Genomic DNA, 12,852 nt, shown 5'->3' with positions numbered 1-12,852 from the left:
GGTCATGGTGAAGCTGGACGTGATCACGACGCGTGGCGGCGATGCCGGGCAGACATCGCTCGGCGATGGCACGCGCCTGAGCAAGGACGCGCCGCGCGTAGAGGCGATGGGCACGGTGGACGAGGCCAATGCCGCGATCGGCCTCCTCCGGCTGCACTGCGACGAGGAGGCGGACGCCATGCTCGGCCGCATCCAGAACGAGATGTTCGACATCGGCGCCGATCTTGCGGTTCCCGGCACCGCGGGGGAGCGGCTGCGGGTCTCGGACGCGCAATCCGCGCGGCTGGAGGGCGAGATCACCGGCATGAACGCCGCCCTGCCGCCGCTGCGGTCCTTCGTGCTGCCCGCGGGCAGCGCCGGCGCGGTTCATGCCCACCTGGCGCGGACGGCCGTGCGGCGGGCGGAGCGCGCGGCCGTCTCTCTCTCAGCATCGGAGGAGGTGAACCCCGCCGTGATCCGTTACCTCAACAGGCTGTCGGACCATCTTTTCGTGCTGTCCCGCTGCCTCAACCTCGCCGCCGGCCGAGAGGTGCTCTGGGAACCGGGGGCCACGCGGTAGGCATCCTCCGCGGCCGGGTAGGGGGGGCACGCCGCCGTGCCGCAAGGTGACGGAAAGGTGGCACAGGGCGTCAAACGGACGCCGGGATCCTGGCGCTCCATCATCGTACCGGGGCCGGATGCTCCTGGTGCGAGGCATGAGATGAAGAACGCAGTTTACGGGGCGCTGATGATCATGGTGGGGGCCCTGGCGGCACCTGCCGCACAGGCCCAGGGCTATGGGTATGGCTATGCCCCGCCGCCCCCTCCGCCCTCCGCCTGGGAGCGGGAAGCCTGGCAGGAGCACATGGCCCGCCGCGAGTACCGCCGGGAGTTCTGGCGCCAGCAGCGCGAGCTGAGCGAGCGCCGGGCCTATGAGGCCGGCCAGCGCGACGCTTACCGCCACGGGCAGCCGGCCTGGGCCTACCGCTGAACGGCTGAGAAAGGTCTATCGGCTGGTTCGCAGGGCGGGCCCTGTGTCGCAAGGTCCGCCCGACGATCGCCGGGAAAAGCGGCAATTGGGCGAGGCCCGGCGATCCCAGCGCCGGTGAGCGGGTGGTTCAGGGGTCTCGGAGGCGGTCGCCGTCGATCCTCGCCTTTGCCGGAGCGACCGGGCGAAAGGTCCGGGTCTCAGCGATCCCCCGACTTGCGGGAACTCTGGGTCGCGCTGCTCACGCCGCCCTGCTTGCCGCCGCTGCCAGCCGCGCCCGCCCGGGCGTCCTTGGGATTGGCCTTGCCGCCCGTGGCGTTCTTGCCGCCCTGCGGGGCGCGCCCGGCGGGCGGGAGGGGAGGGAGGTTGGCCATGGGAGTCTCCTCGGGATCATGAAGCTGCGACAGGGATCGGCGTAGCGGGGCGAATGGCACGGCATCGTCAGGCCGGGGATCGCTATGCCTGTGGCCCGGGGCTTAGCGCGTGATCGGGCCAGGAGTTCGACCGCCCATGAGGAGGAACGCCAACTCTCGGCGGAACCTACCGGAGAAGAGAACGCGATGACAAGGCGCCGGGCGATCGGGGTTCCCATCGCCCAGGCGCCCCTGGCCCTGCCGTCCGATCAGGCCAGGGTCGTGAGATCCTGGAACCAGTGCTGTGCCTGGGTGTAGCCGCGCACACCCTTCCCCAGAACATGCGGGTTGGTGTCGTGCACCACGAAGACCAGCAGCGCCTGGTCCACCACGCGCTCATGCACGCGGGCCATGAGGCGATCCTGCTCCGCAGGATCGAAGGACTGGACGGCCTGCCCGATCAGCCTGTCCGTCTCCTCGTCCTTGTAGTGGGACCAGTTCACCCCGACCGGCGCCACCTGCCGGGATTCGAAGAAGCGCACCAGGGCGTAGAGCGGGTCGGAGGTGACGTAGGCGACGTTGTTCGCGGTGATGCCGCGCATGGACTCATGCGCCGCGCCGTTGCGCCAGGCCGTGTAGAGCACCTCCAGCTCCACCGGCTGGAAATCGACCTCGATGCCGACCTCTTTCCAGGCCTGCTGGATGTACTCGTTCATCGGCATGGACAGCATCTGGCCGGACCCGCCTGTCGCGATGAGGAACTTCGTCCTCAGCGGGTTGCGCGGGGAGAAGCCGGCGGCCTGGACCAGCTTGCGCGCCTCGTTCGGGTCATGGCGCACCTTGAAGGTGGGATTGCCGAACCAGGGGGATGCCGGATCGACCACGCCCGTGGCCGGCTTGGCGAGGCCGCCGAGCAGCTGGACGATCTCGTCCCGGTTGATTGCGAGGTTGGCGGCCTGTCGCAGCCGCAGGTCGCGCCAGGGCGATCCCTCCAGCAGTGAGAGGTGGTAGTTCCAGACATGGGGGGTGACGTTCTCCACCACCCGGTTCCCGGCGGCCTTGAGCTGGTCCACCATGTCCAGCGCCGGCGTCTCGATCAGGTCCACCTGGCCCGAGAGGAGCGCGTTGCTGCGCGTGACCGCATCCGGCGCGCAGACCAGCACCAGCCGGTCCACCTTCGGTATCCGCTTCGGGTCCCAGTAGGACGCGTTCTTCACCAATTCCGCCCGCTCCCGCGGGACGAGCCGGGCGAGGCGGAAGGGGCCGGTGCCCGAGGGTTCCGCGGCGAAGCGGTCCCAGGAGCGGCCGAGCTTCTCGTACTGCGCCGGGGAGGAGACGAGGAACCAGAGGAGCTGGTAGGGGAAAAGGCTGTCCACCGCCTTGGTGGTCAGCTCCACCGTCATCGCGTCCAGCTTCTTCCAGGCGGCGAGCGAGGGCAGGCGCGGGCGGACCTGGGCGGCCTGCCGGTTGTCGAAATGCGGCGCCTGCGGGTTCATCACCTTCTCGAAGTTCCAGATCACTGCGTCGGCGTCGAAGGCCGAGCCGTCGTGGAACTTCACTCCGTCCCGCAGCTTCAGGGTCCAGCGGCGGCGGTCGGCGGGATCGGCCTCCCAGGACGTGGCGAGGCCCGGGACGAGCTTGCCCGGCCGGTCCGCCACGTCCATCTCCCAGGCGACCAGCGGGTCGTAGAGGGTGTAGCCCGTGAACTGGTAGGCGCCCGCGCCCCGGTCCGGCTGGCCGGCGGTCAGCGGGATGTCGGCCATGGAGATGCCGTAGCGCAGCACGCGCTCCGCCTGGGCGGCGGCCGGCGGCGCCATCAGGCCGGAAGGGAGCGTGGCAAGGCCGGTGGCGCCCAGCAGGGCGCGGCGCGACATGGTCATGGGTGGCTCCGGTGAGAGGTCCGGAGCCACCAAGCAACGCGCGTGCCGAAGGCTACCCCCGCACGTCCATCGCGGTGCGCAGCCCGTCGCTGACCATGTTGAAGCACATGCTCGTCAGGAAGATGCAGAGTCCCGGCAGCATGGCGATCAGCGGCTGGGTATAGATGGCCGTGCGCAGCGTGTTCAGCATCAGCCCCCATTCCGGCTCCGGCGGCTTCGTGCCGAGGCCGAGGAAGGAGAGGCCGGAGGCCAGGATCATGGCGACGCTGATAAGGCTGGTGGAATAGACGAAGACCGGCCCGAGCACGTTCGGCAGCACGTGCACCCGCACGATCGTCATCGGCCCGGCGCCGCTGGCGCGCGCGGATTCCACGTAGTCCAGGTTGCGGACCGCGGTGGTGGTGCTCTCCGCCACGCGGATGATCTGCGGGATAAAGACGAGGGTGAGCGAGAGCATCGCGTTGGAGACCCCCGGCCCCAGCGCGCCGGAGATGGCGACGGCCAGCAGCACGGAGGGAAAGGCGTAGAACACGTCCGTGGTCCGCATGATCAGCATGTTGACCCAGCCGCCGGCGAAACCCGCGACCACGCCCAGCGTGCCGCCGATGGCGAAGGCGATCAGCACCGGCGTGATGCCGAGGAACCAGGAGAGGCGGCCGCCGTAGAGAAGCCGCGTCAGCATGTCCCGTCCCAGCTCGTCCGTGCCCAGCGGGTAGCGGCCGTCCTGGAACCAGATCGGGCGCAGGCGGCGGATCATGCTGGTCTGGTAGGGATCGTGCGGCGCGATCAGGGGCGCAAGGAGGATGGCCAGGGCCATCAGCAGCAGCAAGGCCCCGAAGAACAAGGTCACCGGATCGCGCGAGAGGCGGCGGGCCACGCCGGCCCAGTAGCCGCGGCTGGGCGCGGGCTGCGGCACGGCGATGGCGGCGGGTGCGATGGCGGTGCTCATGCGCGGCGGATCCGGGGGTCGAGCGCGGTCTGGACCAGGTCAACCGCGAGGTTCAGCACCACGAAGAAGATGGCGAGCACGAGGATGGTGCCCTGGAGCACGGGCAGGTCCCGCTGGAAGATGGCACTGTTCAGCAGGAACCCCGTGCCCGGCCAGGAGAACACCGTCTCCACCAGGATCGAGCCGCCCATGAGGTAGCCGAGCTGGAGGCCCATGACGGCAAGGACGGAGGGCGCGGCGTTCTTCAGCACGTGCAGCGCGATCCCGCCCCGCCGCAGCCCCTTGCCGCGCAGGGTGGTGACGAAATCCTGGGCCAAAAGCTCCATCACCACGCCGCGCACGGTCCGGGTGACGATGCCCATGGGAATGACGGAGAGGGTGACCGCGGGCAGGACGAGAAACTGCACATGCGCCCAGTTCCATTCCCAGTCGCCGGAGCCGCCTGGGCCCGCGCCCATGGCTGGAAGCCAGTTCAGCGTCACGCTGAAGAACACCACCAGCACCATGCCCAGCCAGTAGTGCGGGATGGAGACGCCGGCGGCCGCGAGGCCCACCGCGAGCTTGTCCAGCACGGTCCCCCGGAACACTGCCGCGACCGTGCCGAGGATGGAGCCCATGACGAAGCCGATGAAGGCGGCTACCAGCGCCAGCATCAGCGTGTTGCCCACGGCCGAGCGCAGGTCCGCCGTGACCGGCCGGCCGGTGGCGAGCGACCGGCCGAGGTCGCCCTGCACCACGCGCCCGAGCCAGAGGACGAACTGCACGGGCAACGGCTTGTCCAGCCCGTAGTCGCGGCGCACCTGCTCCACCACCTCCGCCGGGGCATCGGCGGGCACGATGGCGTTGATCGGGTCGCCCGGCGCGATCTGGACGAGCATGAAGCAGACCAGCCCCACGGCCAGCGCGATGGGGATGGCGTAGAGGATGCGCCGGATCAGATAGAAGAACATGGGTTCAGGCCGCCTGGGACATGGCATCCGGCACCAGCACGCAGCGCGCGGCGTGGCCGGGGACGGGGCTGCGGAAATCCGGCACCTCTGGCAGGCACTCCTCCCGCACATGGGCGCAGCGGGGCGCGAAGGCGCATCCCTGGGGCACGCGCTCCAGGTTGGGCGGGGCGCCGGGGATGGTGGTCAGCCGCTCGCCGCGCATCCCGGCATGGACCGTGGCGCCGAGCAGGCCCTGGGCATAGGGGTGCAGCGGGCCCTGCATCAGGCCGCGCACCGGCCCCTGCTCGATGAACTTGCCGGCGTACATCACGGCCACGCGGTCCGCGACCTCCCCGGCAACGCCGAGGTCGTGGGTCACGAAGATCACGCCCATGCCCATCTCCTGCTGCAGGCGGCGCAGCAGGAGCAGGATCTGGATCTGCACCGTGGCGTCCAGTGCCGTGGTCGGCTCGTCCGCCAGCAGCAGCTTCGGGCGGCAGGAGAGGGCGATGGCGATCATGGCGCGCTGGCGCAGCCCGCCGGAGAGCTCGTGCGGATAGGCGGCGAGGCGGCGCTTCGCGCTGGGGATCTGCACGAGCTCCAGCAACTCCAGCGCGCGGGCATCGGCGGCGGCGCGGCTGGTCCCCTCATGCCGCATCACCGTCTCGGCGATCTGGCGGCCGATGGTGAAGACCGGGTCCAGCGCCGTCATCGGCTCCTGGAAGATCATGGAGACGGTGCTGCCGCGGATATCCGCCATCTTCCGCTCGGACGCGGCGATGATGTCGTGCCCGCCCACGCGCACCGTGCCGGAGAGCTTCGTGCGGCGCGGCGGGTTCAGCGCCATCAGGGCGCGCAGGGTGACGGACTTGCCCGATCCGCTCTCGCCGAGGATGCAGAGGGATTCCCGCTCGGCGAGGTCGAAGGACACGCCGTTGACGGCGTGCACGGTGGCGTCACGAGAGACGAAGCGCACATACAGGTCGCGGACCTGGACGAGAGGCTCGTTCATGCCGCCACCTTCGGAGCGTGGCTGTGCCCGCTGCCCGGCACCACCATGAGGCAGGCCGCCTGCTGGCCCGCCGGGGCGGCGTGCAGGGGCGGCACGGTGGCGGAGCAGAGCGGCTCCGCGAAGCCGCAGCGCGTATGGAAGCGGCAGCCGGCGGGCGGGTTGATGGGGTTGGGCGGATCGCCCGTCAGCGGCGGCTCCGTGCGGCGCAGGTCCGGGTCCATGGAGGGGCGGCTGGCCAGCAGGGCGGCAGTGTAGGGATGGGCGGCGGCGGCGTAGATGGCCTCCACCGGTCCGACCTCCGCCACCTTGCCCAGGTACATCACCAACACGCGGTCCGACATGTACTGCACCACGTTCAGGTCGTGGCTGATGAAGATGAAGGTCAGGCCGAACTCCGCCTTCAGGTCCTGGAGGAGATTCAGCACCTGCGCCTCCACCGACTTGTCCAGCGCCGAGACAGGCTCGTCCAGGATCACCAGCCGCGGTCGCAGGGCCAGGGCGCGGGCGATGTTGATGCGCTGGCGCTGGCCGCCGGAGAGTTCGTGCGGGTAGCGCCGCGCGAAGCCGTCGGGGTTCAGCCCCACCGCCGCCAGCAGGTCCCGCGCGCGGGCCCGGGCATCCTTGCGCGCCAGCCCGTGCACCTCCGGGGAGAAGGCAATGGATTCCTCGATCGTCAGCCGCGGGTTGAGCGAGGCGTAGCTGTCCTGGAACACCATCTGCACCTGGCGGCGATACTCCTTCAGCGGCAGCTCGCGCCCGCCGACCACCCGCCCGTCGAAGACCACCTCCCCCGCCGTCGGCGCCATCAGCGCCATGACGAGGCGGGAGGTGGTGGACTTGCCGCAGCCGGATTCCCCGACGATGCCGAGCGTCTCCCCCTTGCGGACCTCGAAATCCAGCCCGTCCACCGCCTGCACCACCCCGGCCCCGCGCCCGAAGAAGCCGGACTTCAGCGGGAAGTGCTTCGTGAGCCCGCGCACCGTGAGCAGGGGCTGCGCGGGGCCGCCGATATCCGGCAGGGGTTCCAGGGAGGCGGCCACGTTCATCGTGCCGCGCCTGAGGGAGTGCCGCCCATGGCCAGCATGGCCGGCATGGCCGGCCCGCCATCCGGCTGGGAAGCTCGGCCTGTGATCACTTCCGGTCCTCCTCCTGGCCTCACCCATCGTCCGGGCGGCCTGTGGGGGTTGGGGCAGCAAGCCCCGTGCCATGACCGTTCCGTAATCATTGGCATCGAATTTGCCTTTCCCCGGCGAAGCAGCACTCACGAAGGGGATGCGGAATGAGGAAGTCGACGCGACGGGCCCTGCTGATGGCCGGCGCCCTGCTTGCCGGCCTGGTGGGCCCCGCCGCCACGAAGGGGGCGATGGCGCAGGAGAAGGTGTTGCGGATCGGCATGACCGCCGCCGACATCCCCCGCACCTCCGGCCAGCCGGACCAGGGCTTCGAGGGCAACCGCTTCACCGGCATCCCGATGTACGACGCGCTGGTGAACTGGGACCTGTCCGCCGCCGACAAGCCCTCCGTCATCATCCCCGGCCTCGCCACGGAATGGCGCGTGGACGAGGCGGACAGGACGAAGTGGCGCTTCATCCTGCGCCAGGGTGTGCGGTTCCACGACGGCAGTCCCTTCAACGCCGCCGCCGTGGTGTGGAACGTGCAGAAGGTGCTGGACCAGTCCGCGCCCCACTACGATCCGGCGCAGGTGGGGCTGACCGCCAGCCGCATGCCGACCCTGCGCTCCGCCCGTGCCATCTCCGAGTACGAGGTGGAGCTGACGACGAGCGAGCCGGACAGCTTCCTGCCGATCAATCTCACCAACCTCTTCATGGCCTCCCCGGCACACTGGGCGGCGAAGCTGGCGGCGGTGCCGGCGGGCGTGACGGATGCCAGGGCGCGCTCCAACCAGGCCTGGGCCGCCTTCGCCGCCGAGCCCTCTGGCACCGGCCCCTTCCGCGGCGTGCGGCTGGTCCCGCGCGAGCGCTTCGAGATGGTGGCGAACCGGGACTATTGGGATCCGGCGCGCCGCCCGAAGGTGGACCGCGTGGTGCTGCTGCCGATCCCGGAGGCCAATACCCGCACCGCCGCCCTTCTCGGGAACCAGGTGGACTGGATCGAGGCGCCGGCGCCGGACGCCCTGCCGCAGATCACCGGCCGCGGCTTCCGCATCTACCAGAACGCCCAGCCGCATGTCTGGCCCTGGCAGTTCTCCTTCGTCGAGGGCTCGCCCTGGACCGACCGGCGGGTGCGGCAGGCCGCGAACCTCTGCGTGAACCGGGAGGAGCTGAAGACCCTCCTTGCCGGGCAGATGGAGATTCCCAAGGGCACCTACCCGCCGGGGCATCCCTGGTGGGGCAACCCCTCCTTCGACATCCGCTACGACCTCGCCGAGGCGCAGCGGCTTATGCGGGAGGCAGGCTACGGCCCGAACCGGCGCGCCGCCGTGAAGGTGCTGACCTCCGCCTCCGGCTCCGGCCAGATGCAGCCCCTGCCGATGAACGAGTTCCTGCAGGAGGCGCTGAAGGCCTGCCACTTCGACGTCCAGCTGGAGGTCGGCGAGTGGAACGCCATCTTCAACGGCTGGCGCGAGGGGGCGCGCGCGCCCTCCGCCCGCGGGGCGAATGCCACCAATATCAGCTTCGCCGCCATGGACCCCTATTTCGGCATGGTCCGCTTCGTGGCGACGAGCGCGCTGCCCCCGGCTTCCAACAACTGGGGCTACTTCACCAGCCCGGAGTTCGACGGCCTGGTGCAGACCGCGCGCACGAGCTTCGACGCGGCCCAGCGGGACGCGGCGCTGGCCCAGCTGCACAAGCGGATCGTGGAGGAAGCGCCCTTCCTCTGGGTGGCGCATGATGTCGGCCCCCGCGCCATCTCTCCCCGCGTCACGGGTGTCGTGCAGCCGCGCAGCTGGTTCATCGACATCGCGACCATGGCGCTGAACTAGCCGGCCCTCGCGGGCATGCGGGCCGTCCTCCGGGGCGGCCCGCCCCAGGCTCCTTCGTCCGCAAGGCGGGAGGTTGGGCCGGCTCACCGGTCCCGCACTGGTGGCGGCCCGGGAGAGGGGGCATATCCCGGCCTGTCCGGTGACGCCCGGCAGGCGCCGCGTCGGGGCCGGACGGAACGGGAGATCCAGGATGAAGCTCTATTACTCGCCCGGCGCGTGCAGCCTCGCCGACCATATCGCCCTGCACCAGGCCGGGCTCTCCTTCGAGCACGAGAAGGTGGACCTGAAGGCGAAGCGCACGGCGGAAGGCAGCGACTTCACCGCCATCAACCCCAAGGGCTACGTCCCCACCCTGACCCTCGATTCCGGCGAGACCCTCACGGAGAACGTCGCGATCCTCGACTGGATCGCCCATCAGGACGGCGCGCTGAAGCCCTCCGGTCCGATGGGACACACCCGCCTGCTCGAGGCGCTCGCCTTCATCTCGACCGAGATCCACAAGAGCTTCAAGCCGTTCTTCGCCGGTGCCGGTGAGGAGGAGAAGCGCAAGGCGGGCGAGATGATCCTGAAGCGGATGGGATATCTCGCCGACACCATGAAGGGCGACTACCTGTTCGGCAGCGAGGTCAGCGCCGCCGACTGCTACCTTTTCGTCATGCTCCTCTGGGCCGGCAAGAACGAACTCGCCGTGCCCGCGAAGCTGGTCGCCTACCGGGACCGGATGATGGAGCTTCCCTCCGTGCGGACGGCGATGACGCATGAGGGGCTGATCTAGGGCCTGTTCATTCCCGCCAGGCGTCGTGGCGGCGTCCATGACCCTGGCGGGGCATCCCTGAACGCGGCGTCAGGGATCGAACCGCCTCCGTAGGTCAGCGATCATCGGCTCCGAGAAGACGATGCTGCCCCGCCTGCCATGCTCCGTTGCCTCTGCCAGCAGGCGCTGCGCCTCGGCCGGTTCGCCCGGTAGCAGAAGCTCCGCCAGGAGCGCGAGGCCGAGCGGGCGGAGCAGCCCGGCCCCCATCTCCTCATAGGCCCGGAGGCCGCGGCGCAGTTCCGCCTCGCCGGCGGCCCGGTCGCCCAGCCGCCCGCGCGCCCATCCCCCGAGGATGGCGGCCCAGGCCGACCAGTAGGCGAAATCCTGCGCGGCCGCGACCGCCCGCAGCTCCGCCGCCGCCGCCAGCGTGGCCTCCGGCCGGCCTGAGAGCTGGGTCAGGACGCAGCGGAAGGCCAGGGCGAAGCAGAGGCTGTGCGCGTGCCCCATCCCCCGCGCCGCGGCCACGGCCGCCTCGTCCATGGCGACAGCCGCCGCCGCCTCCCCCTGGAACCACAGCACCCAGGCCAGGTGCGCCCGCGCCAGGACGGCGGGGTCCGAGCCGTAGTCGAAGCGGTGCGGCTCGTCCCGCGCGGGATCATAGAGGGCGAGCACCTGCTCCAGGTGCCGGCGCGCCTCCGCGTGGCGGCCGAGATAGAGCAGGCCGAGCCCGAAGGGGCGGTGCGCCTGGAGGAGCGCGGCCTCGTCCCGCTCGCCCTCCATCAGCGCCATGATGCGCTCCCCGATCGCGTGACCCTCCGCCACGGCGCCGCGGACGAGATGGAAGGTCTGCAGGCCGCGCAGGGTGCGCAGCAGCAGCGGCCGGTCGTCGAGGCGCAGGGCGGCGGCATGGGCGGTGGCGAAGGCCTCGCCCACCTGCGGGGCCGCGTTGCCGCGCACCAGCGTCGCCTGCGCCGCCAGCCCGATGTGCAGCCGCGCCTCCAGCGCATCCCGCGCCAGGCCCTCCGGCATGTTCGGCAGCTGCGCGATGGCGGCCCCGAAATGCCCGGTGGCCTCGCCATGTGCCCCGGCGCGGCCGGCGCGGATCGCGGCCCGCTCATAGGCGGAGATCGCCTCGGCGGCGGCCCCGCCGGCGGCCAAGTGGCGCGCCAGCAGCTCCGGCCGGGCCGCGACCGTCTCGGCGAAGCGCTCCGGCAGGAGGCGGCCGAGCGCCAGGTGCAGGCTGGCGCGGCGGCTCCGCAACAGGGTTTCGTAGGCCATGTCGCGCATCAGCTCGTGCCGGAAGGCGTAGCCGGTGGGGGCCTCGGGCGGGCCCTCCGGCTCCATGAGCCCGGCCTCCACCAGGCGGCGCAACGGCCGCCGGGTGGCGGGCAGCCCCACCGCCTCGGCCAGGGCCGTCAGCATGTCCTCCCGGAAGGAGCGCCCGATCACGGCCGCGAGCTGGGCGACGGCCTTGGCCTCCGGCAGGGCATCGAGCCGGGCGGTGAGGCCGGCGCGAAGGCTGAGCGGAAGCTCGGCATCCGCCTGCACGTCCCGCGCGGCCTCCACCAGGAAGATCGGCACGCCGCCCGCCCGCGCGATGATGCGGGCGAGAAGGGCGGGGTCCGCCCCCTCGGGCGCGGCCGCGGCCGCGAGATGGCGCGCCGCCGCCTCGCCCAGAGGCGGCAGGCGCAGGGTGAGGGGGGCGGGGCCGGGCAGGCCCTTGCCCTCCGGGCGCCGGGTCAGAAGCAGCAGCCCCGGCGTGTCCGGGGCGGCCACGCTCTCGGCAAGGCTGCGGAGCACCGAGAGGGTGCTGTCATCGGCCCAGTGGATGTCCTCCGCGACAAAGAGGGGCACCGGGCCGGCGGCGGCGTGGAGCACGGCGAGGAGGGCCGCCATGTTGCGCCGCCGGCGCCGGCGCCCGGCCGCCTCCATCTCTGCCACCTGCGTGGGCGAGGCGAGGTCCAGCAGCACGGCCAGGGGCGCCGCGTGGTCGGTGCCGGCCAGGCCGTGGAGCGCCAGCCAGTTTCCCAGGGCGGCGCGGGCCTCGGCGGGGGCGGCGCGGGGCGGGATCCCGGCGGCGGCGGCGATCCAGGCCAGCAGAGGGCGGAAGGCGCTGGCCTCCTCCTGCGCGTTGCAGGCGATCGTTACCGCCCCCTCGCCTGGGGGGCCGAGCCGGGCGCGGAACTCCTCGACCAGCCGGCTTTTCCCATGGCCGGGCTCGGCCTCGATGAGCACCGTGGTGCCGGCGCCGGCCTCCGCGTCCCGCCAGGCGGAGAACAGGCTCCGAAGCTCGTTCTCCCGCCCGATCAGGGGCAGGGCCGCGGCGGGCGGCGCCTGGGCGGATCCGGCGGGAAGCTCCGCCTCCACCCGGTGGGCGAGGACGGGCCGGGGTAGGCCGGGCAGGGCGATCTCCCCGCGGGAGACGTAGCGGAACCGGCGCGGCGCGAGGCGGCGGGTGGCCTCGCTCGCCAGCACTTCCCCCGGGGCGGCCGCGTGCTGCAGGCGGGCGGCAACGGTGGTCGCCTCGCCGACCATGGCGCCGGGCTCCCCCGCCGCCCCGTGGCCGAGGGTGGCGACGACGAGGATGCCGCTGTGCACGGCCACCCGTACGCGCAGGGCGATTCCGAGGCGGCCGCGAAGCGCCTCCACCTCCGAGACGAGTTCCAGCCCGGCCCGCAGGGCCCGGGCGGCATCGTCCTCCCGCGCGGTGGGGAAGCCGAAGCGTGCCAGCAGCCCGTCCCCCTGGTGCTGGGCAAGGCTGCCGCCCTGCCGCATCACGGCCGCGCCAGCCGCCTCCCTGTAGGTGAGGAGGACGGATCGCAGGTCCTCGGGATCCAGCCGGGCCGTCAGGGCGCTGGACTCGACCAGATCGGCGAAGAGGACGGTGACGGGCCGGCGCTCCCCGGCCTCGGCCGCGATGGCCTCGGCCGGTGGGCGCAGCCGCTCCCCGCAGGCGCCGCAGAACCGCATGCCCTGGGGGTTGTCGAAGCCGCAGGCGGGGCAGGGAAGGACCGGGGTCAGGCGAATCTCTCCGGCGATGCGGCAACACGGCGTGATCGTGATC

11 protein-coding genes are annotated in these 12,852 nt (G+C 71.8%); 4 read left to right on the top strand and 7 right to left on the bottom strand.

Annotation, left to right across the window (positions count from 1 at the left end):
• Positions 1 to 4 precede the first annotated feature (4 nt).
• Positions 5 to 559, top strand: a complete 555-nt coding sequence (locus J5Y10_RS24935; protein WP_209376844.1) for a cob(I)yrinic acid a,c-diamide adenosyltransferase — start codon at positions 5 to 7, stop codon at positions 557 to 559.
• Between the two features lie 141 nt (positions 560 to 700).
• Positions 701 to 970 carry a hypothetical protein gene (locus tag J5Y10_RS24930; protein ID WP_209376843.1) on the top strand — a complete coding sequence of 90 codons (270 nt, stop codon included), beginning with the start codon at positions 701 to 703 and terminating at the stop codon, positions 968 to 970.
• Positions 971 to 1,167: 197 nt separating this feature from the next.
• On the opposite strand, the gene J5Y10_RS24925 is transcribed toward J5Y10_RS24930, so the two are convergent.
• From J5Y10_RS24925 to J5Y10_RS24900, 6 genes are all read right to left on the bottom strand, one after another.
• Positions 1,168 to 1,341, bottom strand: coding sequence for a hypothetical protein (locus tag J5Y10_RS24925; RefSeq protein WP_209376842.1), 174 nt, complete (start codon positions 1,339 to 1,341; stop codon positions 1,168 to 1,170).
• A 248-nt stretch (positions 1,342 to 1,589) separates the two neighbouring features.
• Positions 1,590 to 3,200 (bottom strand): ABC transporter substrate-binding protein, encoded by a 1,611-nt coding sequence (locus J5Y10_RS24920; RefSeq protein WP_209376841.1) that lies wholly within the window; start codon positions 3,198 to 3,200, stop codon positions 1,590 to 1,592.
• A 52-nt stretch (positions 3,201 to 3,252) separates the two neighbouring features.
• Entirely contained in the window at positions 3,253 to 4,149 is an 897-nt protein-coding gene (locus J5Y10_RS24915; protein WP_209376840.1) for an ABC transporter permease, read from the bottom strand.
• A complete protein-coding gene (locus tag J5Y10_RS24910) occupies positions 4,146 to 5,099 on the bottom strand; it encodes an ABC transporter permease (protein ID WP_209376839.1) in 954 nt (317 codons plus the stop codon). Before J5Y10_RS24910 ends, J5Y10_RS24915 begins: the two co-directional genes overlap by 4 nt.
• Before the next feature lie 4 nt (positions 5,100 to 5,103).
• Entirely contained in the window at positions 5,104 to 6,090 is a 987-nt protein-coding gene (locus J5Y10_RS24905; RefSeq protein WP_209376838.1) for an ABC transporter ATP-binding protein, read from the bottom strand.
• Positions 6,087 to 7,136, bottom strand: a complete 1,050-nt coding sequence (locus tag J5Y10_RS24900) for an ABC transporter ATP-binding protein (RefSeq protein WP_209376837.1) — start codon at positions 7,134 to 7,136, stop codon at positions 6,087 to 6,089. Before J5Y10_RS24900 ends, J5Y10_RS24905 begins: the two co-directional genes overlap by 4 nt.
• Before the next feature lie 233 nt (positions 7,137 to 7,369).
• Here J5Y10_RS24900 and J5Y10_RS24895 point away from each other — a divergent pair, with 233 nt between their 5' ends.
• The gene (locus J5Y10_RS24895) at positions 7,370 to 9,034 is read left to right on the top strand and encodes an ABC transporter substrate-binding protein (protein WP_245215077.1); all 1,665 of its coding nucleotides are present in this window, start codon (positions 7,370 to 7,372) and stop codon (positions 9,032 to 9,034) included.
• Positions 9,035 to 9,224: 190 nt separating this feature from the next.
• Positions 9,225 to 9,809, top strand: a complete 585-nt coding sequence (locus J5Y10_RS24890; protein ID WP_209376836.1) for a glutathione S-transferase N-terminal domain-containing protein — start codon at positions 9,225 to 9,227, stop codon at positions 9,807 to 9,809.
• A gap of 69 nt (positions 9,810 to 9,878) precedes the next feature.
• Here J5Y10_RS24890 and J5Y10_RS28615 read toward each other — a convergent pair.
• Positions 9,879 to 12,852, bottom strand: a 2,974-nt coding sequence (locus J5Y10_RS28615) for an adenylate/guanylate cyclase domain-containing protein (RefSeq protein WP_209376835.1), incomplete at its 5' end; no start/stop codon positions are given.

Source organism: Roseomonas indoligenes (genome assembly GCF_017813365.1).
Taxonomy (GTDB): Bacteria; Pseudomonadota; Alphaproteobacteria; order Acetobacterales; family Acetobacteraceae; genus Roseomonas; species Roseomonas indoligenes.
The sequence above is the reverse complement of the archived record's forward strand: the minus strand, read 5'-3'. Positions and strand labels throughout refer to the sequence as shown.

Excerpts from the sequence above, each read along its gene's own strand:
- J5Y10_RS24935 (WP_209376844.1), top strand. The coding sequence starts at position 5 with ATGGTGAAGCTGGACGTGATCACGACGCGTGGCGGCGATGCCGGGCAG.
- J5Y10_RS24930 (WP_209376843.1), top strand. The coding sequence starts at position 701 with ATGAAGAACGCAGTTTACGGGGCGCTGATGATCATGGTGGGGGCCCTG.
- J5Y10_RS24925 (WP_209376842.1), bottom strand. The coding sequence starts at position 1,341 with ATGGCCAACCTCCCTCCCCTCCCGCCCGCCGGGCGCGCCCCGCAGGGC.
- J5Y10_RS24920 (WP_209376841.1), bottom strand. The coding sequence starts at position 3,200 with ATGACCATGTCGCGCCGCGCCCTGCTGGGCGCCACCGGCCTTGCCACG.
- J5Y10_RS24915 (WP_209376840.1), bottom strand. The coding sequence starts at position 4,149 with ATGAGCACCGCCATCGCACCCGCCGCCATCGCCGTGCCGCAGCCCGCG.
- J5Y10_RS24910 (WP_209376839.1), bottom strand. The coding sequence starts at position 5,099 with ATGTTCTTCTATCTGATCCGGCGCATCCTCTACGCCATCCCCATCGCG.
- J5Y10_RS24905 (WP_209376838.1), bottom strand. The coding sequence starts at position 6,090 with ATGAACGAGCCTCTCGTCCAGGTCCGCGACCTGTATGTGCGCTTCGTC.
- J5Y10_RS24900 (WP_209376837.1), bottom strand. The coding sequence starts at position 7,136 with ATGAACGTGGCCGCCTCCCTGGAACCCCTGCCGGATATCGGCGGCCCC.
- J5Y10_RS24895 (WP_245215077.1), top strand. The coding sequence starts at position 7,370 with ATGAGGAAGTCGACGCGACGGGCCCTGCTGATGGCCGGCGCCCTGCTT.
- J5Y10_RS24890 (WP_209376836.1), top strand. The coding sequence starts at position 9,225 with ATGAAGCTCTATTACTCGCCCGGCGCGTGCAGCCTCGCCGACCATATC.